Annotated in this window: 20 protein-coding genes; 13 read left to right on the top strand and 7 right to left on the bottom strand. The window is 48.9% G+C overall.

The window, feature by feature from the left end; genetic code table 11:
• Positions 1 to 341 precede the first annotated feature (341 nt).
• Together aroL and ppnP are read left to right on the top strand one after the other, a co-directional pair.
• Positions 342 to 863, top strand: a complete 522-nt coding sequence (gene aroL / locus RS889_RS17130) for a shikimate kinase AroL (RefSeq protein WP_021014933.1) — start codon at positions 342 to 344, stop codon at positions 861 to 863.
• A 105-nt stretch (positions 864 to 968) separates the two neighbouring features.
• Entirely contained in the window at positions 969 to 1,253 is a 285-nt protein-coding gene (gene ppnP, locus RS889_RS17125; protein ID WP_021014934.1) for a pyrimidine/purine nucleoside phosphorylase, read from the top strand.
• Between the two features lie 279 nt (positions 1,254 to 1,532).
• Here the strand turns inward: ppnP and RS889_RS17120 are convergent, their stop codons facing one another.
• Complete coding sequence (locus RS889_RS17120; protein ID WP_157831388.1) at positions 1,533 to 1,676, bottom strand: hypothetical protein; 144 nt, start codon at positions 1,674 to 1,676, stop codon at positions 1,533 to 1,535.
• Between the two features lie 236 nt (positions 1,677 to 1,912).
• On the opposite strand from RS889_RS17120, the gene RS889_RS17115 reads away from it, so the two are divergent.
• Complete coding sequence (locus RS889_RS17115; RefSeq protein ID WP_315708108.1) at positions 1,913 to 3,703, top strand: methyl-accepting chemotaxis protein; 1,791 nt, start codon at positions 1,913 to 1,915, stop codon at positions 3,701 to 3,703.
• Between the two features lie 62 nt (positions 3,704 to 3,765).
• Here RS889_RS17115 and rdgC read toward each other — a convergent pair whose 3' ends face one another.
• The 3 genes from rdgC to sbcD form a co-directional block, all read right to left on the bottom strand.
• A complete protein-coding gene (rdgC, locus tag RS889_RS17110) occupies positions 3,766 to 4,677 on the bottom strand; it encodes a recombination-associated protein RdgC (RefSeq protein ID WP_021014936.1) in 912 nt (303 codons plus the stop codon).
• A 193-nt stretch (positions 4,678 to 4,870) separates the two neighbouring features.
• The gene (locus RS889_RS17105) at positions 4,871 to 8,554 is read right to left on the bottom strand and encodes an AAA family ATPase (RefSeq protein ID WP_315708107.1); all 3,684 of its coding nucleotides are present in this window, start codon (positions 8,552 to 8,554) and stop codon (positions 4,871 to 4,873) included.
• Positions 8,551 to 9,789 (bottom strand): exonuclease subunit SbcD, encoded by a 1,239-nt coding sequence (gene sbcD, locus RS889_RS17100; RefSeq protein WP_315708106.1) that lies wholly within the window; start codon positions 9,787 to 9,789, stop codon positions 8,551 to 8,553. Before sbcD ends, RS889_RS17105 begins: the two co-directional genes overlap by 4 nt.
• A 213-nt stretch (positions 9,790 to 10,002) precedes the next feature.
• On the opposite strand from sbcD, the gene phoB reads away from it, so the two are divergent.
• The 5 genes from phoB to proY all read left to right on the top strand — a co-directional run bounded on the left by phoB (position 10,003) and on the right by proY (position 16,696).
• On the top strand, positions 10,003 to 10,692 hold the full coding sequence (gene phoB / locus RS889_RS17095) for a phosphate response regulator transcription factor PhoB (protein ID WP_021014939.1): 690 nt from the start codon (positions 10,003 to 10,005) through the stop codon (positions 10,690 to 10,692).
• Between the two features lie 27 nt (positions 10,693 to 10,719).
• Positions 10,720 to 12,042 carry a phosphate regulon sensor histidine kinase PhoR gene (phoR, locus tag RS889_RS17090; RefSeq protein ID WP_315708105.1) on the top strand — a complete coding sequence of 441 codons (1,323 nt, stop codon included), beginning with the start codon at positions 10,720 to 10,722 and terminating at the stop codon, positions 12,040 to 12,042.
• Positions 12,043 to 12,334: 292 nt separating this feature from the next.
• A complete protein-coding gene (locus tag RS889_RS17085; RefSeq protein ID WP_315708104.1) occupies positions 12,335 to 13,441 on the top strand; it encodes a cobalamin-independent methionine synthase II family protein in 1,107 nt (368 codons plus the stop codon).
• Between the two features lie 486 nt (positions 13,442 to 13,927).
• Positions 13,928 to 15,247 (top strand): branched-chain amino acid transport system II carrier protein, encoded by a 1,320-nt coding sequence (gene brnQ / locus RS889_RS17080; protein ID WP_315708103.1) that lies wholly within the window; start codon positions 13,928 to 13,930, stop codon positions 15,245 to 15,247.
• Positions 15,248 to 15,322: 75 nt separating this feature from the next.
• A complete protein-coding gene (gene proY / locus RS889_RS17075) occupies positions 15,323 to 16,696 on the top strand; it encodes a proline-specific permease ProY (RefSeq protein WP_315708102.1) in 1,374 nt (457 codons plus the stop codon).
• A gap of 124 nt (positions 16,697 to 16,820) precedes the next feature.
• On the opposite strand, the gene RS889_RS17070 is transcribed toward proY, so the two are convergent.
• On the bottom strand, positions 16,821 to 17,423 hold the full coding sequence (locus tag RS889_RS17070) for a peroxiredoxin C (RefSeq protein WP_021014944.1): 603 nt from the start codon (positions 17,421 to 17,423) through the stop codon (positions 16,821 to 16,823).
• A gap of 214 nt (positions 17,424 to 17,637) precedes the next feature.
• Positions 17,638 to 18,219 carry an acyl carrier protein phosphodiesterase gene (locus RS889_RS17065; protein ID WP_021014945.1) on the bottom strand — a complete coding sequence of 194 codons (582 nt, stop codon included), beginning with the start codon at positions 18,217 to 18,219 and terminating at the stop codon, positions 17,638 to 17,640.
• Positions 18,220 to 18,336: 117 nt separating this feature from the next.
• Here RS889_RS17065 and queA point away from each other — a divergent pair, with 117 nt between their 5' ends.
• The 5 genes from queA to secF all read left to right on the top strand — a co-directional run bounded on the left by queA (position 18,337) and on the right by secF (position 23,903).
• Entirely contained in the window at positions 18,337 to 19,404 is a 1,068-nt protein-coding gene (queA, locus tag RS889_RS17060) for a tRNA preQ1(34) S-adenosylmethionine ribosyltransferase-isomerase QueA (protein ID WP_315708101.1), read from the top strand.
• 100 nt (positions 19,405 to 19,504) lie between these two features.
• Entirely contained in the window at positions 19,505 to 20,662 is a 1,158-nt protein-coding gene (gene tgt / locus RS889_RS17055) for a tRNA guanosine(34) transglycosylase Tgt (protein WP_021014947.1), read from the top strand.
• A gap of 51 nt (positions 20,663 to 20,713) precedes the next feature.
• Positions 20,714 to 21,049 carry a preprotein translocase subunit YajC gene (gene yajC, locus RS889_RS17050; protein ID WP_021014948.1) on the top strand — a complete coding sequence of 112 codons (336 nt, stop codon included), beginning with the start codon at positions 20,714 to 20,716 and terminating at the stop codon, positions 21,047 to 21,049.
• Between the two features lie 27 nt (positions 21,050 to 21,076).
• Positions 21,077 to 22,924, top strand: coding sequence for a protein translocase subunit SecD (gene secD, locus RS889_RS17045; RefSeq protein WP_071790851.1), 1,848 nt, complete (start codon positions 21,077 to 21,079; stop codon positions 22,922 to 22,924).
• A gap of 10 nt (positions 22,925 to 22,934) precedes the next feature.
• The gene (gene secF / locus RS889_RS17040) at positions 22,935 to 23,903 is read left to right on the top strand and encodes a protein translocase subunit SecF (protein WP_021014950.1); all 969 of its coding nucleotides are present in this window, start codon (positions 22,935 to 22,937) and stop codon (positions 23,901 to 23,903) included.
• Between the two features lie 87 nt (positions 23,904 to 23,990).
• Here secF and RS889_RS17035 read toward each other — a convergent pair whose 3' ends face one another.
• Positions 23,991 to 24,569 (bottom strand): SadB/YajI family lipoprotein, encoded by a 579-nt coding sequence (locus RS889_RS17035; protein WP_315708100.1) that lies wholly within the window; start codon positions 24,567 to 24,569, stop codon positions 23,991 to 23,993.
• Between the last annotated feature and the right edge of the window lie 47 nt (positions 24,570 to 24,616).

Here is a 24,616-nt window from a genome sequence, read left to right as displayed (position 1 = left end):
CGGGATCTTTTTGTCCGTCGAAAATGGGGTTATGAAAAGATATCGCCTCCTGCGTTTATCACCAGAACATCGAATCCATGTCTATAATGTCACTTCTTTTCGGAGGCCAAAAAATAATTTGATATCATCATTAATTATTCTCAATTGCCTGCTTTCAGCAAAAAAGTGCGGAAATTGGCACTAGAAGCACCAATATTGATGATTTTCCCGATCATTACCACATCAGAGTCTTCCTTATTAATGAATTTTACTTGTATGATTTGGGGCTTGTGCAGCTGGTATGGCCAACGACATTCTTCGTTGGTGACCGGCCTGAGAGAAAAATAAGGATACATCTTTAGATGACACAGCCCATTTTTATGGTTGGTGCCAGAGGGTGCGGTAAAACCACGGTTGGTTGTGAACTGGCGCGGACTCTTGGTTATACCTTTGTGGATACGGATATTTTTATGCAGGAGACCAGTCATATGACTGTCGCCGATGTCGTAGCTCAGAAAGGATGGCAAGAGTTTCGCCGTCGGGAAAGTGAAGCATTGCAGGCAGTCACGATGTCGAATCGGGTCATTGCCACTGGTGGCGGCATGGTTCTGTTGGAGAAGAATCGGCGCTTCATGCGTGAAAAGGGTACGGTTATTTATCTGTATGCGCCAGCTTCGTCGCTGGTTCAACGTCTGGAAGAAAGCCCACAGGCACATCAGCGGCCTACATTAACCGGGCGACCGATCGCTGAAGAAATAGCGGAAGTTCTGGCGGAGCGTGAGGCGTTTTATCAGGATGTAGCTCATTACAGGATTGATGCCACGCAATCATTGTCATCCATTGTGACCGATGTAATACAGGCGTTGCGTTTACCAATAGCGTGAGACAATGCCAGTGGCTGCACAAATTCGCAGAATAAATCGTGACAGCCAGCCTTTTCTCCTTCTAATATGAATTTCATCGACTTTTCGACAAAAAGGTAGCGCACTATGCTGAATGTAAATGAATATTTTTCAGGGAAAGTGAAATCAATTGGATTTGATAGTGGCAGCATTGGCCGCGCTAGTGTCGGCGTGATGGCAGCAGGGGAATATACTTTTAGTACCGGCCAGGCCGAAGAGATGACAGTTATTAGCGGCGCCTTAAATGTATTATTGCCCGGTTCGCCTGATTGGCAGGTTTTTATGCCAGGTGAGTCTTTTTTCGTACCGGCTAAAAGTGAATTCAATTTACAGGTATCTGAAAATTCATCCTATCTTTGCAAATACTTGTAGTCACAGTACGTAATTATCTCTTCTTGTGATGGCTAATAATGAAATGTTATTAGCCGATACTCTCCAGTTTTTATACACCCTGATACTCAATAGATTTCAAGATGCAGGAGATGAGTACGAGAGGGTGACTAAATAATATATTGAATTTATTAAATATTTTATATTTCCTACCACTTTTTCTGATTCATAACATTTTCTTATATTAAAAAATAAATTAAAACTCTATAAAATGAATGCAAGTCGTTGTATTTTTTCTGTGAGATTAATCTGATTTTTCTCTTATTCTCTTTGAGCAGATTTTTCCTTTTGGACAGATCGTTTAATCAAGTCTTCTGGGGGAATGGTGGTTAGCGGGAATTTGGCAGGAATATTGTTGCTCTCACAAAATGGAATATCTGGGTTTTTATTTAAAATAATCAGCATGATTACATACCCAATAAACTTCGAGTGGCAGAAAGGCGGCAAACGAAAACATCCCGATGAGCTTACTCAGGTAAGTGGCCAGGGTGACAACTCTGCCAAGAGCAGGTTTGAACGCCGCTTACAACTGTCCCAAAGGGACGAGGTCCAGAGATGAACTGGGTAACTGAGCGCGTAGCCAATACATCTGCAACTTGAACGACGGCGGGTATAAATAATCATTTCATAAGTGGTTAACTATGCTTAAAACGACACGTTCACGTATTCTGGCTGTTTGTACGACCATCATTGTGTTCTCCCTGGCTATTAATACCTTTTTTAACTATCGGGTGACGGACAAATACAATACAGAATCCATCAATAACCTTCTGACAGCAGTAACATCAAGTCATAGTCTCGCCATTGGGGACTGGGTTGAGTCAAAAAAACAGATGATTGCATCATTGAATAATGTTGCACTGACCAGTGATCATCCGATTCCTGCTTTCAAGCAGATGGCTGCCGCAGGAAATTTTATTAACGTTTATATGGGGTATGCCAACAAGACAGCGAAGTTCTCCGATCCTGGTGATATTCCTGCCGATTATAACCCGACAGTCCGACCCTGGTATCAACAGGCGGTACGTGAGGGCAAACCGGTTGTCACCGCACCTTATCTGGATATGGCGACCAACACGATTGTCGTGTCTTTTGTTGCGCCAGTGTTGGATGGCAGTATGGTGAAAGGCGTATTGGGCGGCGACGTGACGATGCAAAGTGTCATTGCCAACGTTAAATCCATCCATCCCACACCTGCCAGCTACGGCATCCTGATTCAAGCGGACGGTACTATCATTGCACATCCTGATGAGAAACTGACGCTGAAGAAAATCACGGATATTGCACCTGACATTAATTTGAGTGAGGTGCTAAAAGCGGAACATCCGGTGAATGTTGTGATCAGTGGCAGTGATAAATTGGTACGTGCTCAGGTGGTCAAGGGGACTGACTGGTATATGCTGGTGGCGTTGAATGAAAAAGAAGCTACGGCTGGAATGCATTCACTGTTGTGGACGTCGGTGAGTACGCTGGTGGTGATTGCAATTCTGGGATCACTGATTGTGGGATTCCTGATCAATTCTTCGCTGAGGCGCTTGTTGCAAGTTCGTGACGCGATGGACGACATCAGCAGTGGTACCAATGACTTAACACTTCGCTTGCCGGATGACGGTCATGATGAGGTGTCGCAGATTGCCCGTTCATTTAACACTTTCATCGATAAACTTAGCATGATCATGCTGCAAATCCGGGATATCAGTGCCTCGCTACAAGTGGCTACCGATGAAATTGCTGCCGGGAATAACGATCTTTCCTCTCGAACTGAGGCCTCTGCGGCGAGTTTGCAGCAGACGGCCGCGGCGTTAGAAGAGATCTCTGCTACCGTGACGCAGTCGGCAGGGTCCGCTCAACAGGTCAATGCTCGTGCGCTATCACTGGCGAGTGATGCCAGTACCGGCGGTAAAGTGGTATCCGATGTTATCGTCACGATGGATGAGATTGTCGTCGCATCTGGTAAAGTCGGCGATATCATCGGTGTTATTGATGGTATTGCGTTCCAGACTAATATCCTGGCTCTTAACGCGGCGGTGGAAGCGGCGCGTGCCGGCGAGCAAGGCCGTGGTTTTGCCGTGGTGGCGTCTGAGGTTCGCGGGCTGGCACAGCGTAGCGCGCAGGCGGCAAAAGAAATTAAGACATTGATAGAAGCGACGGTAGAGAGTGTTACCGAAGGGTCTCGACAGGTCCGTCAGGCCAGCGACACCATGAATGAAATAGTGAGTGGTGTCTCTACTGTAACCACAGTAATGTCTGAAATAACACAAGCTTCTGAAGAGCAGATGCGCGGCATTCAGGAGATCAATAAAGCGGTGGCGCAATTGGATTCGATGGTGCAGCAGAATGCCGCACTGGTACAGGAATCTGCATCGGCTTCCGCAGCACTGCAATCTCAAACGGAAGAGTTAACCTCAACCATCGGACACTTCAAACTGTAATTGTCATAACGCAACCCATCCCGCCGGATTATGCGGCGGGATGCCTTTACGCACCAACGTTCTTAACGCTGGGCTTCGCCACCCAAGGCTTCCGTCAGATTTTTGATCAACGCGGCCAACTCGCCGGTCATCAGGATAAAGTCCGCATCAAAGCGTTGTGCTGCGTCTTCCCGATCTATATCGTCGTTCTGTTCACGCAGTATATCGGAAAATTTCAGTCGTTTGAGCGAACCATCATCGGATAGTACCAGTTGTACTCGCTCCTGCCAGTCCAGCGCCAATTTGGTCACCACCTTGCCAGCTTCGATGTGGGCAGCAATTTCATCGCTGACCAGTGCCTGTTTTTTGCAACGGATAACGCCACCCTCTTCCAGAATGGCTTTCAGTTCTGCCTCATCCTGGAGTGTAAAACCAGCAGGCGTCTCACCAGATCGCACCCATTCAGTAAGCGTGAGTTCGATCGGGTTTTCCATTGTTAACGGGACTACTGGTAACGAACCGAGGGTTTTGCGCAGTAAGGCCAGTGTGTCCTCGGCTTTTTTTGCGCTGGCGGCATCAACCATAATCAGATTGTTGACTGTGTCTACCCATAACCAGATTTGACCAAAGCGGCTGAAGGCCCGAGGCAACAGGCTGTGCAGAACCTCATCTTTTAAAGCGTCTTTTTCGGTTTTTTTCAGTTTACGGTGTTGTTCGCCTTCCAGTTTTTCAATTTTTTCCTGCAAGGTTTGTTTAATGACTGGTGAGGGTAGAATTTTCTCTTCTTTGCGTGCGCAGATAATAATCTGGCCGTTGGCAACATGAGTAAATGCGTCGCTATGGGAACCCATCGGTGAAACCCATCCACTTTTGGTCATATCCTGGCTGCCACACGGTGTAAAGGCAAAGGCGGCCAGCTGTTTTTCCATTTCATCCGCTGACAGGCTGATATCGCGATTCAGGCGATAGATCATTAAATTTTTAAACCACAGCATTTATGTTATCCCAGGCTGGCGTGTGGTAAAGACACGCGATTTTATTCACAGTGCGCATGATAACGAATTGCGATGGGAGAAAGTAAGATAAAATAGTCTCATAACGGATTCACGGTCAGCGTATGTCGTCGTTTCCCGTGTCGCGAGTGTTGAATCGGGCCACGGTATCGGGGATATCGTGGCCCGTAAGTTGTTATTTCACTGCATACTCACTGTCCAGTTGGCTGATGCCCAGACCGTTGCGTTTTTTTACCCGAATTTGTACCTGAATTCGCTCTTTCATCGCCTCAACATGGCTGATTACGCCAATCGTTTTGCCAGAGGCATTCAGGTTATCCAGCACATCCAGCGCGGAATCCAGCGTTTCACCATCCAACGTACCGAAGCCCTCATCCAGAAATAGCGAGTCAATACGTGTTTTGTTACTGACCAAATCGGAGAGCGCCAGCGCCAGCGCCAGACTGACCAGAAAACTTTCCCCGCCGGACAAGGTTCGCGTATCCCGGACGGCGTCCGCCTGCCAGGTGTCTACTACCTGTAACTCCAGCGTGTCAGAGGCCTTACGTTGCAGCAGATAACGGCCATGCAGGCGTGAAAGTTGGCGGTTGGCCAAATAGACCAGATGGTCCAGTGTTAATCCCTGGGCAAAACGGCGGAATTTGTCGCCTTTTTGCGAGCCGATCAGGTGGTTAAGGTAGCCCCAGTCGTCGCATCCTTGCTGGCTTTTGGCAATATCATCCAGCAATACCTGTTGTTTGAGTCGGTGTTGCTGGTCACTGGCCAGTTGTTGACGCAACTCTCCCTGTCGTTGAACTTCGGTTTTAAGCTCATTGCTCAATCCAGCGAGCGTTTGATTGATATCTGACGGGTTAATGTCTTCTGACAATGAATCAGGTTTTCCGGCCAGGTGCTGTGCCAGCGCCAGTTCCGCCTGTTGATGCAATGCCTCAACCTGCTGCTGTTGCTGACTGATTTTTTCTTTCAACGCCATAAGCTGGTTACGCTCGGCTTCGTCCAACAGCGCGCGTTTGAATGCGTCTTGATTCTCAAACTGGCTCTGTTGCAGCGCAGTATCAAAATGCTGTACCGCCTGCTGATAAGCGGCTTGTGTTCGTTGATATTGCTGTTCCAGACTGCCTTTTTCACCGGTAAGACGGCTGAACGCAGACTGTCCTTGCTGCCATTGTGCCTGAGACTTCTGACGGTATTGTTCATGCTTCTGACTGAGCTGACGCAATTGCCCAAGAACGTCATTGACCTGTTTATTGCCGAATAACTGCCAGCGGGTCTGTTGAGCCTGTTCCAGCGACTGCTCCGTTTCCGTCAATTGCTGTTGTTGTGTTTTGATGGCTTCGTCTATTTCACGCAAACGCCGTTCATCACCTTCAATTTCGGTATTCAGTGACGATAACAGAGGGGTTTGCTGATGTTGTTCGTGCTCGTTCTCCTGCCATCGCAACCACTCCATCTGACGTTGACCAAGCCATGATTCTTGCTCGTCAGCTTCGGGAATTGGCAGACCGAAACGCGTAAGTGATTGCGTGATGGATTGGTGCAGTCGATTTTGCTCCTGCTCGACCTTTTCCCGAGTTTGTTGCAATTCGATATGCGTGGTTTCCAGCATGCGTCGCTGCTGGATATTCAACGCCATCTGCTGTTCCGTTTGTTGCAATAGCTGATTGGCTGCGGTCAGTAAATCCTTACTTTTCTGTATCTGGTGCTGATTTTGCTCTCGTTCTGTAATCTGGGACTGGAGTGACCGTTCCTGCTCATCACACTGCTCCAGCCAGGTGATAAGTGTTTCTGGCTGCTGTGGGTTGAAGTTTACAAGTAAGTGTTCACTTAGCGTTTGGCATTCCTGTTGTAGTGCCTCATGTTCCTGAGAAACATTTAACAGTGCAGTTTGTTGTTGTTGACGCTGTTGCTGTAATAACTGTAGCTGCGTTTCTGTTTGTATCACTGCCGCCTTCAGTGTTTCCACTTCCTGACGTAGGGCATGCAGTCGATTCTGGGTTTCTGAAACGCGCAGTGTCTGGTAGCGTTCAACTGCCGGATGATGTGTAGAACCACACAATGGACACTCTTTACCCGGCTGCAATTGACTTCGTTCGTTTTCAAGACTGGCAATCCGCTGTTCCAGTTCATAGCGTTTATCTAAATCGATCAGGTGTTGGGCCTGTCGTTGATACTCCTGACGTTGTCGTAACTGTAATGCTTCCAACTGCTCGATGCGGTGTTGAGAGTCCTGTTGCTGTGCATCCAACAATTGATACTGGTTGGACAATCGGTGCAGGACTGTGGTGCTGGTCGAGAGTTGTTGCCGTTGCGGCCGCTGAGTGGTGAGTTGGACAAGCTGCTGCTGAAGCGTCGTTACTGGCAGCTGTTGTTCCTGTTGCTGGTGGTGTTGCTGATGTTGCCCGAGTAACTGCTGCGCTCGTCCGGTGGCGGCCTGCTGTGCATCACGTTTTTCGATTAGCTTTACCTGCTGACGTTGCAGATGTTCTGACTGCTCCTGCTGTTGTGCAAGTCTGTCCTGTAGTATCAGCAGTTCCTGTAATAGTTTTCGTTGCTGTGGGAACTGGGCCTGCCAAAGCGGAATATGGCTTCCCCAGTGTTGATACATCAGGTTTTGCTGTCGGTAAATGTCAATTTGCCTTAACCGTTCCTGGGTTTGGCGATACTGCTGACGTAATTGCTCTAGCTTGCCGATAGCGGCTTTCTGTTGGTTACGCTGTTGCTCTAGCGCGTGCTGATACCGGTTGCGTTGCTCCTGTTGCGTGGCGATATGGAGGTCCAGCGGTAGGACTTGTTCGTTGATCAGGGTTTCCTGTTGCTGACGGTAATCGGCATGTTCCTGTTGCGCCACTATCGCTTTTTCGGCTTGTGATTTCAGTAAAGCCATGACGGATTGCTGGTTGGTCAATTGGTCAGTCAAGTCGGTAATGTGCTGGGCCAGTAACGTTTTTTCACGTTGACATCGTTCTTGCGTATCATAAAGAGGGCGTAATTTTTCCGCTGGCGCACTTGTCGCCAATCGTTCCAGTTGTGGTCGAGCCTGTTGTTGCATCTGCTCTACCTGACTGCGCTGCTGTTGCGTGGCAGTGAGCGCCTGCTGACATTGCGCCAGTGTTTCATACCAGCGCTGATGTGCGAGGATTTCATCACGTTGTAGACTCAGTGACTGCTCTCGTTGTTGTCGTGCTGACAACTGATGTTCCAGTTCCGCACGCTGTTCATCACTTAGCAGTTCGATGCTGCTGGCGCGTGCGCGGAATGTATCCAATTGAACCTGTGCTTCTTTATGCTGTTCAAATACCCGTTCGGAAATGAGGCCGTAAATCTCCGTACCTGTCAGCTCTTCCAGTAATTCTGCCCGTTCGTTGGCGTCAGCGTTGAGGAAAGCGGCGAATTGCCCCTGGGATAACAGCATGGATTTGGTGAACCGGTCGAAATCAAGGCCGGTGATATCGGCAATCATTGCCAGCTTGTCATTGATCTTTTCTGTCAGAATTTTGCCGTCGGCACACCGGGCTAGCTCGACTTTCGGTGGTTGTAGATTCCCTTCCGGTGAATTACGGGCCCGACGTTGACTCCAGAAGGCTCGATAGGCAATACCCTTGACTTCAAATTCAACTTCGGCCAGCGACTCAGCGGTATGTCGCGTCATCAGTTCATTCTGAGTGGGTGTCACTTTCAGCCGCGGTGTCTGGTGATATAACGCCAGACAGATGGCGTCGAGCAGTGTGGTTTTACCAGCACCGGTCGGCCCGGTGATGGCAAATAGGCTATTACTGACGAAAGGTTCGCGGGTGAAATCAACTTTCCACTCGCCTTGTAGCGAGTTGAGGTTTTTTAAACGCAGGCTGAGTATTTTCATACCTTGTCCTCCTGCCGATGTTCATCCTGTTCGATGTCATGCATGACCTGTGTAAACAGTGTCTGAAGCCGTTGTCGACGTGGTGTCTCCAGGTCGGGCTCCAACGCCAGGCGCCGTTCGAAGACCTCTTCTGGTTTCAGTTCGTTCAGTGTCTCTTTTTCCTGTTGTATCAGCATTTGTAAATGTTGTTCCCGCGCCCGGCGCAGTAGCAGCACTTCAACATGTAGCCCCACCGTCAGTTCTTCAATCCGTTTCTGAATGTCATTCAGGTAGTCCTGTGTGGCGACTTCAATATCCAGCCAGACTGGCGATGCTCCCTGATACTCCCTGAATCCGTTCAGGCGACGTTCAATTTCTACCAAATCGCCTTTGATCAACTGCATCGGCTGTGTTTCTGGGATGGTCAATGTATCGACAGTGTGGAGTGATCCTTGGTCAAACGTGACCAGATAAACGGATTTTTCGTGATTCAACTCATCAAAGCTCAATGCGATGGGGGAGCCGCTATAACGAATGTGTTCGGTCTTTGCGATTCGTTGAGGGCGGTGAATGTGTCCGAGGGCAATATAATCGGCGGGGGGAAAGATTTGAGCTGGAAAGGCTTCCAACGTGCCAATATAAATATCACGCACTGAATCCGATGTCGTGACACCGACAGTGGTAAGGTGACCAGTAGCAATGATGGGCAAGGGTAATCCCAGCTCATCACGTCGCTGACAGGCAACCTGGTAGCAGTGCTGATAATGTTCGGCAATGGCGTCCAGCAGCGCTCGCTGTTTATCTGCACCAGACTGGCCAGCCTGGCTGGTTAGCAAATCGCGCGGACGCAGGAAAGGAATGGCGCACAGTAGGGCACCCGGTTCCCCCTGACGGTTATTCAGTACCAGCACTTGCCGGTCAATATCGTTATCGCTGCTGGCGATGACCTGCGTGTTCAGGCAGGCCAGCAGGGAACGGGATTCGTTCAGCGTGGCCACTGAGTCATGGTTTCCGCCAAGTATCACCAACTGGCAACCGGTGTGCTGCAAATCCACGACAAAACGGTTATACATCTCCCGTGCATAGCTGGGCGGGGTTCCGTTATCGAAAATGTCACCTGCTACTATTACTGCATCCACATCGTGTTGTTGAACTTGATGAATCAACCAGCATAGAAAGGCCTGGTGTTCAGCGGCACGGCTCTTGGTATAAAAATATTGACCAAGATGCCAGTCAGAAGTGTGAATAATTCGCATGAAACTCCCTGCTGATGGGGTTATGTAATAGTTATCATCGGCGATTATAGGTGGTCAGTTTAGTGCTGTCGCAAAGAATAGCAGTAATTACGTCAGGTTAAATCAGACCAGAAGAGTGGACCCGGGGGCAGGTTTCTGTTCATAAATCTGTCACAAAAGTGACGCATAATGCATTCCGCACGCTAATAGCGATGATTAATGGCAGGATTAACGATGGCAAGACGTATTTTGGTTGTGGAAGATGAAGCGCCTATCCGTGAAATGGTGTGCTTTGTGCTGGAACAGAACGGTTATCAGCCAGTTGAGGCGGAAGATTATGATAGCGCGATAAACCAGCTGACTGAACCATACCCTGAATTGGTTCTGCTTGACTGGATGCTGCCTGGCGGTTCAGGCCTGCAATTCATCAAGCACATGAAACGTGAAACACTGACCCGGGATATTCCGGTAATGATGCTTACCGCGCGCGGAGAAGAAGAAGATCGGGTGCGTGGGCTTGAAGTTGGTGCGGATGATTACATTACCAAACCATTTTCCCCCAAGGAACTGGTAGCGCGTATCAAGGCTGTGATGCGTCGGATTTCACCCATGGCGGTGGATGAAGTGATTGAAATGCGCGGGTTAAGCCTTGATCCTTCTTCACATCGAGTGACGACGGATGAGTACGCGCTGGATATGGGGCCAACTGAATTTAAATTGCTGCATTTCTTTATGACGCACTCTGAACGGGTATATAGTCGTGAACAGTTGCTGAATCATGTTTGGGGCACTAACGTTTATGTTGAGGATCGTACTGTTGATGTTCATATCCGCCGTCTTCGTAAAGCGCTGGAGACCAGTGGGCATGACAAAATGGTGCAGACGGTTCGTGGAACCGGTTATCGTTTCTCGACGCGTTACTGACAGCGTTAGTTTGGGAGATTTTCTAACGTGCTAGAACGTTTATCCTGGAAAAAGCTGGCATTGGAGCTGGCTTTTTTTTGTACTCCTGCTGTGTTGCTTGGGCTGATTTTTGGTTATCTGCCCTGGTTTCTTCTGGTCTTTGTTTTGGCGGCTTTATGCTGGAATTTTTACAATCAGCTTAAACTCTCTCATTGGCTGTGGATTGACCGCAGCATGACGCCACCTCCCGGTCGGTGGAGCTGGGAACCGCTGTTTTATGGTCTCTATCAGATGCAGTTGCGCAACCGTCGACGTCGACGCGAACTGGCGCTGTTGATCAAACGTTTTCGCAGCGGCGCTGAGTCACTACCTGACGCGGTAGTGATCACCACAGAAGAAGGCACCATGATCTGGTGTAATCGGCTAGCCCAGCATTTACTGGGATTCCGTTGGCCAGAGGATAATGGTCAAAATATTCTCAATCTGCTGCGTTATCCGGAATTTACCGAATATATGCAGTTACGGGACTTCAGTGGACCGCTGATGTTGCTGTTGAATAATTCGTATCATGTCGAGTTCCGCGTGATGCCCTATTCAGAAGGGCAGTTGCTGATAGTGGCTCGCGACGTGACACAAATGCATCAGCTTGAAGGTGCCCGCCGTAATTTCTTTGCTAATGTCAGTCACGAGCTGCGTACACCATTGACAGTGTTACAAGGTTATCTGGAAATGATGAGTGATGAATCGCTGGATGCCACTTTACAGGCAAAGGCGCTCAATACCATGCAGGAGCAGACGCGGCGGATGGATGGTCTGGTTAAACAACTGCTTACGCTATCCCGCATCGAGGCGGCAACCGCTATCGATCTGAGCGAGGAAGTGGACATTCCGCTGATGCTGCGGGTGTTACAGCGTGAAGCGGAGACGCTGAGTCAAGGGCGCCATGAGATCATTTTTCGTGTTAATGAACAATTAAAAGTGTTCGGTAATGAAGATCAGCTGCGCAGCGCGGTTTCCAATTTAGTGTATAACGCGGTGAATCATACGCCGAAGGGAACCCGTATTGAGGTGTGCTGGCAACAGACGCCGTCGGGCGCACAGTTTCAGGTGAGCGATAACGGGCCAGGTATTGCCCCCAAACATCTACCTCGCCTGACCGAGCGGTTTTATCGTGTGGATAAAGCCCGTTCCCGCCAGACCGGGGGTAGCGGACTGGGGCTGGCTATCGTGAAACACGCCCTTGGCCATCATGACGCCAAGCTGGAAGTTATTAGCGAAGAAGGTATCGGTTCTCGCTTTATGTTTACCCTGCCAAACCGGTTGATAGTGTCTTCCGCCCTGAACCAAAATACGGCTAAACCGTTAGCCTGACGGAAATACCTGATGAAATCCGCTATCACACCGCCGCAGCTACGTTGTTGCTGCTCGGTGTTGTTTGCGGTACCCAACCTCGCTATACATTCATGAGTATTTGTCACGGGAAGATGAATTTATTTCATGTGATGTGAAAATTACTCCCTTGTCCTTGATTAATACTCATGCCAAGATGCTCCCACTTTTAGCCGTCTAGATGTCCATTAAATACAGCGGCGTAATTATTTTATAATGAAACTATAACTCTGTGACAGTAATTGCGCTGTCAACAGGCTGTCAGGAGCAAAACATGACACAAACACTTCCTCCGTTTCGTGCCGACGTGGTCGGTAGTTTGTTGCGTCCCACAGCAATTAAACAGGCCCGTGAGCAGTTTCAGGCTGGTGAGATTGGCGCCGCTCAATTGCGGAACATAGAAGATCAGGAAATTCTGCGTGCGGTTGAGTTGCAGCGGAACACCGGATTGCAGGTGGTGACTGATGGTGAATTTCGTCGTGCCTGGTGGCATTTCGATTTTTTTGAAGGGTTGAACGGTGTTGAGCGTTATGAAGCCGAGCAAGGCATTCAGTTCAACGGTATTCAGACCAAGTCCCGTGGCATAAAAGTAACCGGTAAAGTGAGTTTCAACCCACAGCATCCCATGCTGGCAGACTTCCGTTATCTGAACGCTATTGCGGGCGATGCGGTGGCGAAGATGACCATACCCAGTCCAAGCGTGATGCATTTTCGTGGCGGTCGTAAGGCTATTGATAGCACCATTTACCCCGATCTGGGCGCCTACTTTGACGATTTGGCTCAGACTTGGCGTGATGCCATTAAAGCGTTTTATGATGCAGGTTGCCGTTATTTGCAACTGGATGACACGGTATGGGCTTATCTGTGTTCTGACGATCAGAAGCGCCAAATCCGTGAACGTGGTGAAGATCCACAACAACTGTGCCGTATTTATGCGGATGTGCTGAATAAAGCGTTGATTGGCAAACCAGACGATCTGATTATCGGGCTGCATGTTTGCCGGGGGAATTTCCGTTCGACCTGGATTTCCGAAGGGGGCTATGAACCGGTGGCCAAAACCCTGTTTGGTGAAGTGAATGTCGATGCTTTCTTTCTGGAGTATGACTCGGAGCGTGCGGGGGGATTTGAGCCGTTGCGCTATATCAAGCCGGGACACCAACAAGTTGTACTGGGGCTTATCACGACTAAAAATGGCGAATTGGAAAATGTACAGGATGTAGAAAGTCGTATTGCTGAAGCGGCAAAATATGTCGACATAAAACAGCTTTGTCTGAGTCCGCAGTGTGGCTTCGCGTCAACAGAAGAGGGCAACAGCCTGAGCGAAGAAGCTCAGTGGAACAAGCTGAAACTAGTGGTCGATATCGCCCAGCGTGTGTGGTGATTCAGTACCCGTTTATGTTTGTTATAACGCTGGCATATTTCGCCAGCGTTTTTTATTTCTATAAGTTTTAGTTATGGTTTTATTTTGTACAATCTAAGTATTTAATGGGATTTTATTGCACTAAATATTCTTATGATGCACAAATCATGTATTGGCCGATTGTCCTAAATTAACTCAATATGTCATCTTAGCAATTAAATTTAGTTTAATATTCTGCTTTTTAGATCAAGTGTTGTATTTTTTCGCTATAAACGCTTTACTTAGCCCCCATTGTGGCTATATCCAATAAATTGCACGATGCAGGAAGACGGCAACCAGGTAACTGAGCACAGCTAACGCATCTGCAACTTGAAAGATGATGGATATATACGCCAATCAATTATTTCAATAATTCTGCACATTGCCCGAATGAAAATCTGGTGTCGCTGATTTTTCTACCCGGTTTTTTCTTTTTTAGCGAGTTTATACAGGCAACACGACATAACTATGAGTCATCGTTTAACGTCCAAAGATATCATGGCATTGGGTTTTATGACCTTTGCCCTGTTTGTCGGCGCGGGGAATATCATTTTCCCCCCGATGGTGGGTTTACAGGCGGGAGAACATGTCTGGATCGCCGCACTCGGTTTTTTGATCACTGCCGTTGGGCTACCGGTCCTAACCATTATTGCCTTGGCACGGGTTGGCGGTGGTATCGATACCTTGAGCAGTCCGATTGGCAAGAAAGCCGGCGTTGTGCTGGCGACGGTATGCTACCTGGCCGTCGGGCCATTGTTTGCAACCCCTCGTACCGCAACAGTATCGTTTGAAGTAGGTATTGCACCGTTGGTGGGTGAGGGCACCACACCGCTACTGATATATAGCCTGATCTATTTTGCGATTGTCATCGGGATTTCCCTGTATCCGGGGCGTTTGCTGGATACTGTCGGTCATATTCTGGCACCGGTAAAAATTATCGCTCTGACGATATTGGGTGTGGCGGCGCTACTGTGGCCTGTCGGTGCTCCCATTCCGGCTACTGATATCTATCAGCATGTGCCTTTTTCCAGCGGGTTTATTAATGGTTATCTCACTATGGATACGCTGGGGGCGATGGTATTCGGTATTGTAATAGTTAACGCCGCCCGTTCCCGAGGGGTTGTCGATGCTGCCCTGCTTACCCGGTACACCATGCTGGCGGGGTTGATTGCGGGTGTTGGTTTAACACTGGTTTATTTGAGTCTGTTCCAGTTGGGATCGAACAGCGGTGTTTTGGTGCCGGAAGCGCAGAATGGGGCTGAAATTCTGCATGCTTATGTTCAGCACACCTTTGGTAATATGGGCAGTAGCTTTCTGGCATTGCTGATTTTTACTGCCTGCATGGTGACCGCGGTAGGGCTGACTTGCGCCTGTGCGGAGTTTTTTTCCCAGTATCTGCCTTTTTCCTACCGTACACTGGTTTTCACCCTGGGGCTGTTTTCAATGGTGGTGTCTAATCTGGGATTGAGCCACTTGATTCAAATGTCCATTCCGGTGCTGACGGCGATTTATCCGCCCTGTATCGTGCTGGTTTTACTGAGTTTTACGCTTCGCTGGTGGAATAACAGTGCGCATATTATCGCGCCGGTGATGTTGGTGAGCCTGTTATTTGGCATGGTTGATGGTGTAAAATCGTCTGCCTTCCAGCCGTTGCTGCCACTGTGGATATTGCATTTGCCGTTGAGTGAACAAGGGTTGGCCTGGCTGCCGCCATCCATGGCGGTGTTGCTGGTGGCGATTATTTACGACCGGGTGTCTGGTCATCAGGAAGTCAGGGTGCATCTTTAAGTTGTGATTGTTTGAATTTTGTACCACAGGCAAGCGCCTGTGGTTTTTTCGTTTGTAAAACAGGGTTGCTTATTTATGGAACAACAATCCAAGCTCAAGCGTGGGTTAAGTGCGCGGCACATCCGTTTTATCGCTTTAGGTTCGGCGATTGGTACCGGCTTGTTCTATGGCTCAGCCAGCGCTATTCAGATGGCGGGACCCAGCGTGTTGCTGGCTTATCTGATTGGGGGCGTGGTGGCCTACATTATCATGCGCGCCTTGGGGGAGATGTCGGTCAATAACCCTCAGGCCAGTTCTTTTTCACGTTACGCCCTGGATTACCTTGGGCCGTTGGCGGGATATATCACCGGCTGGACCTATTGTTTTGAGATGCTGATCGTTGCGATTGCCGATGTTACCGCTTTTGGCATCTACATGAGCGTCTGGTTTCCCGATGTCCCGCACTGGGTATGGGTGCTGAGCGTGGTGATGATCATCGGTGCGATCAACCTGATGAACGTCAAGGTGTTTGGTGAATTGGAGTTCTGGTTGTCCTTCTTCAAAGTGGCAACCATTATTGTCATGATCATCGCCGGCGTCGGTATTATCGTCTGGGGAATCGGCAATGGTGGTGAATCGACCGGTATTCATAACCTGTGGTCCAACGGTGGTTTTTTCAGCCATGGGGTTATGGGAATGATTATTTCACTACAGATGGTGATGTTTGCCTATGGCGGTGTGGAAATTATCGGTATTACCGCTGGGGAAGCGCAAGACCCTCGTAAATCGATTCCACGGGCCATCAACTCAGTGCCGTGGCGTATTCTGGTATTTTATGTTGGTACACTATTCGTGATTATGTCCATCTATCCATGGAATCAGGTAGGGACTAATGGTAGCCCGTTTGTGCTGACGTTCCAGCATATGGGCATTACCGCCGCAGCGGGTATTCTGAATTTTGTGGTGATTACTGCCTCGCTTTCCGCGATTAACAGCGATGTTTTTGGTGTAGGACGTATGTTGCACGGCATGGCGGAACAAGGACAAGCGCCCAGGATCTTTACCCGACTTTCACGACATGGCATTCCCTGGGTGACAGTAGTAGTGATGACCATGGCGTTGTTGGTGGCGGTGTACCTGAATTACATCATGCCGGAAAAAGTCTTTCTGGTGATCGCCTCTCTGGCAACCTTCGCGACGGTATGGGTGTGGATTATGATCCTGTGTTCTCAAATCGCCTTTCGTCGCAAACTCAGCCGTGAAGAAACAAAAGCACTGGCCTTCCCGTTACGTGGTGGCGCTGTCACCTCTGCTGTCGGGGTGGTTTTCCTGATTTTTATCATTGGATTGATTGGTTATTTCCCTGATACCCGAATTTCTCTGTATGTCGGGGTGCTGTGGATAGTTATGCTGCTGCTAAGCTATGCCATTTATCAACGTCGTAAAAAACTTGAAACAGCTACCTGCTGATAACGGCTTTGCTGCTGTCAGGTATTTCCCGTTAGATAAATCTTAAAGATAAGAAAAAAGCCAATTGCGTTAGCAATTGGCTTTTTAACACTGATGAAAACTAATAACCGGAAGAAGTTGTTTCTTACAGCTTGGCCGCGTTTTCAGACAGATATTTAGCTACGCCATCAGGGGAGGCACCCATACCGGCTTTGCCTTTTTCCCATTGAGCCGGGCATACTTCGCCATGCTCTTCGTGGAACTGCAATGCGTCAACCATACGCAGCATTTCGTCGATGTTACGGCCTAACGGCAGATCGTTAACAACCTGATGGCGGACAACACCATTTTTGTCAACCAGGAAAGAACCGCGCAGTGCCACGCCGGCATCTGGATGTTCAATACCATATGCCTTCTGAATTTCACGTTTAGAATCTGCGACCATTGCATATTTCACTTCGCCGATACCGCCTTTATCGATCGGCGTTTTGCGCCAGGCGTTATGTACGAATTCAGAATCGAAAGAAACACCAACAACTTCAACACCACGTTTCTGGAACTCTTCATAGCGGTGATCGAATGCGATCAGCTCGGAAGGGCAAACGAAAGTGAAATCCATCGGCCAGAAGAAGATCACAGCAGGTTTACCACTGATATGCTTTTTCAGGTTGAAATTTTCAACAATTTCTCCGCTTCCTAAAACAGCTGCAGCAGTGAAGTCGGGGGCTGGGCGAGTTACCAGGACCATAATTACTCCTGTAAATAATTGTGAATGATGGATTGATGTAGAAAACGTTAGTAAGTATAGGGACTCCATACTAGTGAATAAAGGTAAAGCGACCAATCAATGAGATAGCTTTTGCCTATCGAATCAATTGGTATTTAACCCTGATACTTAAATTAATCCCTTTGTCTAAAAGGGCAAGCAGTATCGACAAAACTATAGCAGACCAGCTTAAGATCTAAAGTTGACCCGTTTTCGCCAACTGCATCATACGAGGATAGAATTGCCAGAATAATGTTTCAAATTGGTGGTAGTGACGTTCAATATCGCTAAAAGAGCCGGAAAGTGCGGCCAGACGCGGGCGACGCACTGACATCCGATGCAGTACATCGGCGATGAAGGGGAGCTCTGCATAGCGCTCCAGCCAACGTTCCGGCCATAAATAACGGTTTAGGTTCTGGAAACGATCTGGCGTTTGGGACAAATGAGGGACTATTTGCAATTGCGCCGTAGTAATAAAGTTATCCAGCAAGGTCGTAGGTTCCAGTGTCGACCAATGCCGTGACAGAAAATGATCCCACAGAACATCGAGTGTGATCGGGGCGACTCGGCGATAGTCCGCACTGAAACAGCGGCAGGCTTCCCGTACTTCAGGCAGACTGTCGGTAAGGACATCGACGCGACGATGCAATCGGATGCCTGCCACAATGTCAGACGGATAATGTTCCTGGGGATTACCCCGTACAAAATCAGCCATCAGATTCCCGATCAGAGAACTGTTGGACAGTGTGGCCAGATGGAGGTGCGCGAGAAAATTCATGTGCCCAGTATAGTGCAATTTATCTGTATTCCTTGCTTATTTCTTGCAGCCATCCTCTCTCGGCTCTAGACTAGGCCGCCTCTTTTTTTACTATGTCGAAAAGCTAAGTGAATTGTCATGCGTGTTACCGATTTTTCGTTTGAACTTCCTGAATCTCTTATTGCCCATTATCCACAGCCACAACGCAGTGGTTGTCGTTTACTGTCGCTGGATGGGCCGACAGGGAAGATAACGCATGGCGTGTTTACCGATCTATTGGACAAACTGGATGCTGGCGATCTGCTGGTTTTCAACAATACTCGAGTCATTCCGGCTCGCCTGTTTGGTCGTAAAGCCAGTGGTGGCAAACTGGAAGTGCTGGTGGAGCGAGTGCTGGATGAACACCGTGTACTGGCACATGTTCGTGCGTCTAAGGCGCCGAAACCCGATGCGGTGCTGATTCTCGGTGAAGATGAGAGCGTACGTGCAACGATGCTGGCCCGTCACGATGCCTTGTTTGAGATTCGCTTTGATGACGCGCGCGATGTGCTGACCATCCTTAATGATATCGGCCATATTCCGTTGCCGCCTTATATTGACCGCCCTGATGAAGAAAGCGATCGGGAGCTGTACCAGACGGTTTACAGCCTGCGACCAGGTGCGGTAGCCGCGCCTACTGCTGGATTGCATTTCGATGAACCGATGCTGGCTGCTCTGTGCGCCAAAGGTGTGAAGATGGCGTTTGTCACTTTGCATGTCGGGGCTGGTACTTTCCAACCTGTACGGGTCGAGACCATCGAAGAGCACATCATGCACGCGGAGTACGCTGAAGTACCACAGAATGTGGTGGATGAGGTATTGGCCTGTAAGTCGCGAGGCAATCGGGTTGTTGCTGTTGGCACCACGTCAGTCCGTTCGCTGGAAAGTGCGGCGCAGGCCAGCCAGGATGGATTGATTTCCCCTTTTTTTGGTGATACCCGCATTTTTATCTATCCCGGTTACCACTATCGGGTGATCGATGCGCTGGTGACTAACTTTCACCTGCCTGAATCCACGTTGATCATGCTGGTTTCAGCCTTCGCCGGGTATCACCATACCATGAGCGCCTATCAGCAGGCAGTGGCAGAGCAATACCGTTTTTTCAGTTATGGCGATGCGATGTTTATCACGCACAATGCTGCGGCTGAGCAGGAAAAAATCGGGTAACTCCCTGTTATTATGTACTACAGACCAGGTTCTGTGGGTATGACTGTTTTATAAGCAATCAACGATAACATCAGACTGTTTCTCTGATGCTGGAGGTTAAGTGAAGTATGAATTATTAAATACCGATGGTTGCGCTCGCCGTGGTCGCATGGTATTTGAACGCGGTGTAGTGGAAACACCGGCATTTATGCCGGTAGGTACTTACGGTACGGTTAAAGGGATGACTCCGGAAGAAGTCAAGGAAACCGGCGCGCAGATCCTGTTAGGTAATACTTTTCATCTGTGGCTGCGTCCTGGGCAGGAAATCATGAAGCTGCATGGTGATCTGCACGATTTTATGCAGTGGCATGGACCTATTCTTACTGATTCCGGCGGTTTCCAGGTGTTTAGCCTGGGAGATATCCGTAAAATTACGGAAGAGGGTGTCCATTTCCGTAACCCGATTAATGGCGATGCCATTTTTCTGAGCCCTGAAAAATCCATGGAAATCCAGCATGATCTGGGCTCCGACATTGTGATGATTTTCGACGAATGTACGCCGTATCCTGCTGACTGGGATTATGCCAAGCGCTCAATGGAAATGTCGCTGCGCTGGGCGCAACGCAGTCGCCAGCGTTTTGACGAGCTAGGTAACAAGAATGCGCTGTTTGGGATTATTCAGGGTAGTGTTTACGAAGATTTACGAGATGTCTCGGTAAAAGAACTGGTAGACATTGGCTTTGATGGGTACGCTGTGGGCGGCTTGGCAGTCGGCGAACCTAAAGCGGACATGCACCGAATTCTGGAACATGTCTGTCCGCAAATTCCGGCGGATAAACCCCGTTATCTTATGGGGGTCGGAAAACCGGAAGATTTGGTTGAAGGGGTGCGGCGTGGCATTGATATGTTTGACTGCGTAATGCCAACGCGTAATGCCCGTAATGGTCATTTGTTTGTCACCGATGGGATAGTAAAAATCCGTAATGCCAAGTATAAGGACGACACTGGACCATTGGATGAACACTGTGATTGCTACACGTGTCGCAATTATAGCCGTGCCTACTTGCATCACCTTGATCGTTGTAACGAAATACTTGGTGCACGACTCAATACTATCCATAATTTGCGCTATTATCAGCGGCTGATGGCAGGTTTACGTCAGGCCATTGAAAAGGGTAGATTAGAGGACTTTGTGGCTGCGTTTTATCAGCGTATGGGTAAGCCGGTTCCGCCGTTGGCTGAACAGGATGTTGTAGATGATAAGGGTGGCCACCTTTAAATATCGTTTTATTGATAACATTTTTGTGTTGATAACAAAGAGGAAACTTAAATGAGTCTTTTTATTTCCGATGCTGTAGCAGCAACCGCTGGTGCTCCGGCTCAGGGAAGCCCGTACTCTCTGGTTATTATGCTGGCCGTTTTCGGTCTGATCTTTTACTTCATGATCCTGCGTCCCCAGCAAAAACGTACCAAGGAACACAAAAAGCTGATGGATTCCATCAGCAAGGGTGATGAAGTATTGACCACCGGCGGCTTGGTTGGCCGTGTAACCAAAGTGTCCGATACTGGTTATGTTTCGATTGCCTTGAATGATGATAATGAAGTCATTATCAAACGTGATTTCGTGGCGGCAGTGTTGCCGAAGGGTACTATGAAAGCCCTGTAATTTTCGACTTTCCCGAAGGGAACTACCGTGTTGAACCGTTATCCTTTGTGGAAGTACATCATGCTGATCGTGATTCTTGCTGTCGGTCTGCTTTATGCACTTCCTAACCTGTATGGTGAGGATCCGGCGGTACAGATTACTGGCGCGCGAGGTGTCGCCGCCAGTGAATCTACGCTGGTCCAGGTCCAGAAAGTATTAAAAGAACAAAATATCGCCAGCAAGTCGATTGCACTGGAAAATGGTGCGATTCTGGCTCGCTTTTCTAATCCTGATATTCAGCTTCGTGCCCGGGAAGCGCTGCTCAGCGCGCTGGGCGATAAATTTGTAGTGGCGCTTAACCTGGCTCCGGCTACACCGCAATGGTTGAGAATGCTGGGAGCAGAGCCCATGAAGTTAGGGCTCGATCTGCGTGGCGGCGTTCACTTTCTGATGGAAGTGGATATGGGTACCGCGCTAAGTAAACTGCAAGAGCAGACCATGGATTCCCTGCGCAGCGACCTGCGTGACAAAGGTATCCCTTATTCTTCAGTTAGTAAGTCAGATAATTATGGTGTCGAGATTCGTTTCCGCGACAGTCAGACCCGTGATGAAGCTGTTAACTATTTGACGCCACGCCACCGTGATTTGGTTATCAATGCTTCAGGCGGCGACATGCTGCATGCCGTGATGAGTGATGCCCGTTTGAGAGAAGCTCGCGAATATGCCGTACAGCAGAACATTAACATTCTGCGTAACCGCGTAAACCAGCTGGGCGTGGCTGAACCATTGGTGCAGCGTCAAGGGTCAGACCGTATTGTTGTTGAATTGCCGGGGATTCAGGATACCGCGCGAGCCAAGGAGATCCTTGGGGCTACCGCAACGTTGGAATTCCGTCTGGTAAACAGTAATGTTGACGCAGCGGCGGCGGCCAGTGGCCATATACCGGGTGACTCAGAAGTGAAGTACATGCAGGATGGCTCTCCGGTAGTGCTATACAAACGCGTGATTCTGACCGGTGACCACATTACTGACTCTACTTCGAGCACTGACGAATATAACCGTCCGCAAGTGAATATTTCATTGGACAGCACTGGTGGAAACATCATGTCCAACTTCACCAAGAACAGCATCGGTAAGCTGATGGCAACACTGTTTGTAGAGTATAAAGACAGTGGTAAGAAAGATGCCAAAGGTCGCGCCATCCTGGTGAAACATGAAGAAGTGATTAACGTTGCGACTATTCAGTCTCGTCTGGGGAATAGCTTCCGAATTACAGGTATCAGCAATCCAAATGAAGCGCGTCAGCTGTCACTGCTGCTGCGTGCTGGTGCATTGATTGCACCTATTCAGATTGTTGAAGAGCGGACCATCGGGCCGACACTGGGGATGCAGAACATCACACAGGGTCTGGAAGCCTGTCTATGGGGATTGGTGGCATCTATTCTGTTTATGGTGGTTTACTACCGTAAGTTCGGCATTATAGCGACCACCGCGTTGCTCGCTAACCTGGTGCTGATTATTGGTGTGATGTCGCTGTTGCCAGGGGCAACACTTACGATGCCGGGTATCGCAGGTATCGTGCTAACGCTGGCGGTAGCCGTTGACGCCAACGTACTGATTAACGAGCGTATCAAGGAGGAGCTGAGGAACGGCCGTACTGTTCAGCAGGCGATCCATGAAGGTTATAAAGGCGCATTCTCCAGTATTATTGATGCGAACGTGACCACGTTGATTACTGCGGTGATCCTGTATGCCGTCGGTACCGGTTCCATAAAAGGGTTTGCCATCACGACGACCATCGGGGTGCTTACCTCTATGTTCACGTCAATTGTTGGTACTCGTGCCATCGTTAACCTGCTTTACGGCGGTAAACGCATAAACAAGCTGTCTATCTGAGGAGTGCGTTGTGGCACAGGAATATACTGTTGAGCAACTCAACTACGGGCGTAAAGTCATTGACTTTATGCGCTGGGATAATCTTGCCTTCCTGATTTCAGGGACACTGGTGGTTATCGCTCTCGTCCTGATAGGTGTTCGTGGTTTTAACTGGGGGCTGGATTTTACCGGTGGTACGGTAATTGAAATTCACCTTGAGAAACCAGCCAATCTGGATGTGATGCGTAATGCGCTTAAACAAGCGGGTTTTGCTGATCCGCTGGTTCAGAATTTCGGCAGCAGCCGTGATCTGATGGTGCGCATGGCGCCGTCAGTGGGCAATTCTGGACAGGAGTTGGGTAATCAGGTATTGAGCGTGATTAACCAGAAAATCGGGCAGAATGCAGTAGTAAAACGGATTGAGTTCGTCGGCCCCAGCGTGGGCAGTGATTTGGCGCAAGCCGGTGCTATGGCATTGCTGTCTGCACTGATTTGTATCCTGATTTATGTGGGCTTCCGATTCGAATGGCGTTTGGCCCTTGGGGCGGTTATTGCCTTGGCTCATGACGTCATTATTACGTTAGGGGTGTTATCACTGTTCAAGATAGAGGTTGACCTGACTATCGTGGCATCGCTGATGTCCGTTATCGGTTACTCACTGAATGACAGTATCGTGGTTTCTGACCGTATCCGTGAAAATTTCCGTAAAATTCGCCGTGGTACGTCGTATGAAATCATGAATGTCTCTCTGACGCAGACCTTGAGCCGTACTATTATGACATCCGCCACTACGCTGGTAGTGGTACTGATGCTGTATATCTTTGGTGGTGCGATGCTGAATGGTTTTGCACTTTCCATGTTGATCGGGGTATCAGTTGGTACGGTTTCTTCTATCTACGTAGCTTCTGCGCTGGCGCTGAAACTCGGTATGAAACGTGAACATATGCTTCAGCAAAAAGTAGAGAAAGAAGGGGCTGACCAGCCGTCACTGCTGCCGTAATCCGTTGGTTTCTCGGATTTTTAATAAAGATTGACCTTCAGTTGAACTAAAAAACCCGCCAATTGGCGGGTTTTTTAGTTATGGATATTAATTCCGTCCTGACGTCCCGGTGGACTCATTAACACCATGAGTTGATGGTTCGGCAATAATATGGTGTACACGTACAAATCCGAGTTGCTCTGGGGAGAGGTCAGATAACCTGACGTCGACAGTGACTTCTGGTTTTGGTATCAAGGGCTGTGGAACTGTCAGTGACAGGGTTTGCATATCAATATCCAACGGTTTTCCGCTGACTGGATCGAGCGGACCCCAGTTGATCTGGACACTGAAAGCGGGTAAAGCTGTGTCATTAAGCGTGCGGAACACCAGCAAGGCACGGGTGCCATTGGCCTCGGGCTCGATCTGGCTGAGTGACAGACTCAGTCTGCCGATACTGCTATCAATGAGTGCGCTGTCTTTCGCCGCAGGCAACAGATATGCCCCGGAGGTTGAGTTGGCATTCAGCGAATTTTGCTGTTCCAGCGCTGCGGCGCGATCGGACAGATCTCGCAGTTTCTGATTGAGCTGACCGATTTCATTTTGTACATGGGTTGTTTGAGGCTGGGCGCAGCCTGCCAGCAATGCCATAGCCGACAGCGTGAAGATGAGGCGATAGCGGATGGTCATGTCGTGTTTCTCCCTTGGACCGTGTACATGAGCTATTTAATGATCAT

Origin of the sequence: Brenneria uluponensis (genome assembly GCF_032395385.1) — a bacterium.
In the GTDB taxonomy this organism is placed as follows: domain Bacteria; phylum Pseudomonadota; class Gammaproteobacteria; order Enterobacterales; family Enterobacteriaceae; genus Prodigiosinella; species Prodigiosinella aquatilis.
Note: the sequence above shows the minus strand (reverse complement) of the source record. Positions and strands in the feature narration are given on the sequence as shown.

Bases quoted from the DNA above. Each gene is read 5' to 3' on its own strand.
- aroL (WP_021014933.1), top strand. From the start codon at position 342: ATGACACAGCCCATTTTTATGGTTGGTGCCAGAGGGTGCGGTAAAACC.
- ppnP (WP_021014934.1), top strand. From the start codon at position 969: ATGCTGAATGTAAATGAATATTTTTCAGGGAAAGTGAAATCAATTGGA.
- RS889_RS17120 (WP_157831388.1), bottom strand. From the start codon at position 1,676: ATGCTGATTATTTTAAATAAAAACCCAGATATTCCATTTTGTGAGAGC.
- RS889_RS17115 (WP_315708108.1), top strand. From the start codon at position 1,913: ATGCTTAAAACGACACGTTCACGTATTCTGGCTGTTTGTACGACCATC.
- rdgC (WP_021014936.1), bottom strand. From the start codon at position 4,677: ATGCTGTGGTTTAAAAATTTAATGATCTATCGCCTGAATCGCGATATC.
- RS889_RS17105 (WP_315708107.1), bottom strand. From the start codon at position 8,554: ATGAAAATACTCAGCCTGCGTTTAAAAAACCTCAACTCGCTACAAGGC.
- sbcD (WP_315708106.1), bottom strand. From the start codon at position 9,789: ATGCGAATTATTCACACTTCTGACTGGCATCTTGGTCAATATTTTTAT.
- phoB (WP_021014939.1), top strand. From the start codon at position 10,003: ATGGCAAGACGTATTTTGGTTGTGGAAGATGAAGCGCCTATCCGTGAA.
- RS889_RS17085 (WP_315708104.1), top strand. From the start codon at position 12,335: ATGACACAAACACTTCCTCCGTTTCGTGCCGACGTGGTCGGTAGTTTG.
- brnQ (WP_315708103.1), top strand. From the start codon at position 13,928: ATGAGTCATCGTTTAACGTCCAAAGATATCATGGCATTGGGTTTTATG.
- proY (WP_315708102.1), top strand. From the start codon at position 15,323: ATGGAACAACAATCCAAGCTCAAGCGTGGGTTAAGTGCGCGGCACATC.
- RS889_RS17070 (WP_021014944.1), bottom strand. From the start codon at position 17,423: ATGGTCCTGGTAACTCGCCCAGCCCCCGACTTCACTGCTGCAGCTGTT.
- RS889_RS17065 (WP_021014945.1), bottom strand. From the start codon at position 18,219: ATGAATTTTCTCGCGCACCTCCATCTGGCCACACTGTCCAACAGTTCT.
- queA (WP_315708101.1), top strand. From the start codon at position 18,337: ATGCGTGTTACCGATTTTTCGTTTGAACTTCCTGAATCTCTTATTGCC.
- yajC (WP_021014948.1), top strand. From the start codon at position 20,714: ATGAGTCTTTTTATTTCCGATGCTGTAGCAGCAACCGCTGGTGCTCCG.
- RS889_RS17035 (WP_315708100.1), bottom strand. From the start codon at position 24,569: ATGACCATCCGCTATCGCCTCATCTTCACGCTGTCGGCTATGGCATTG.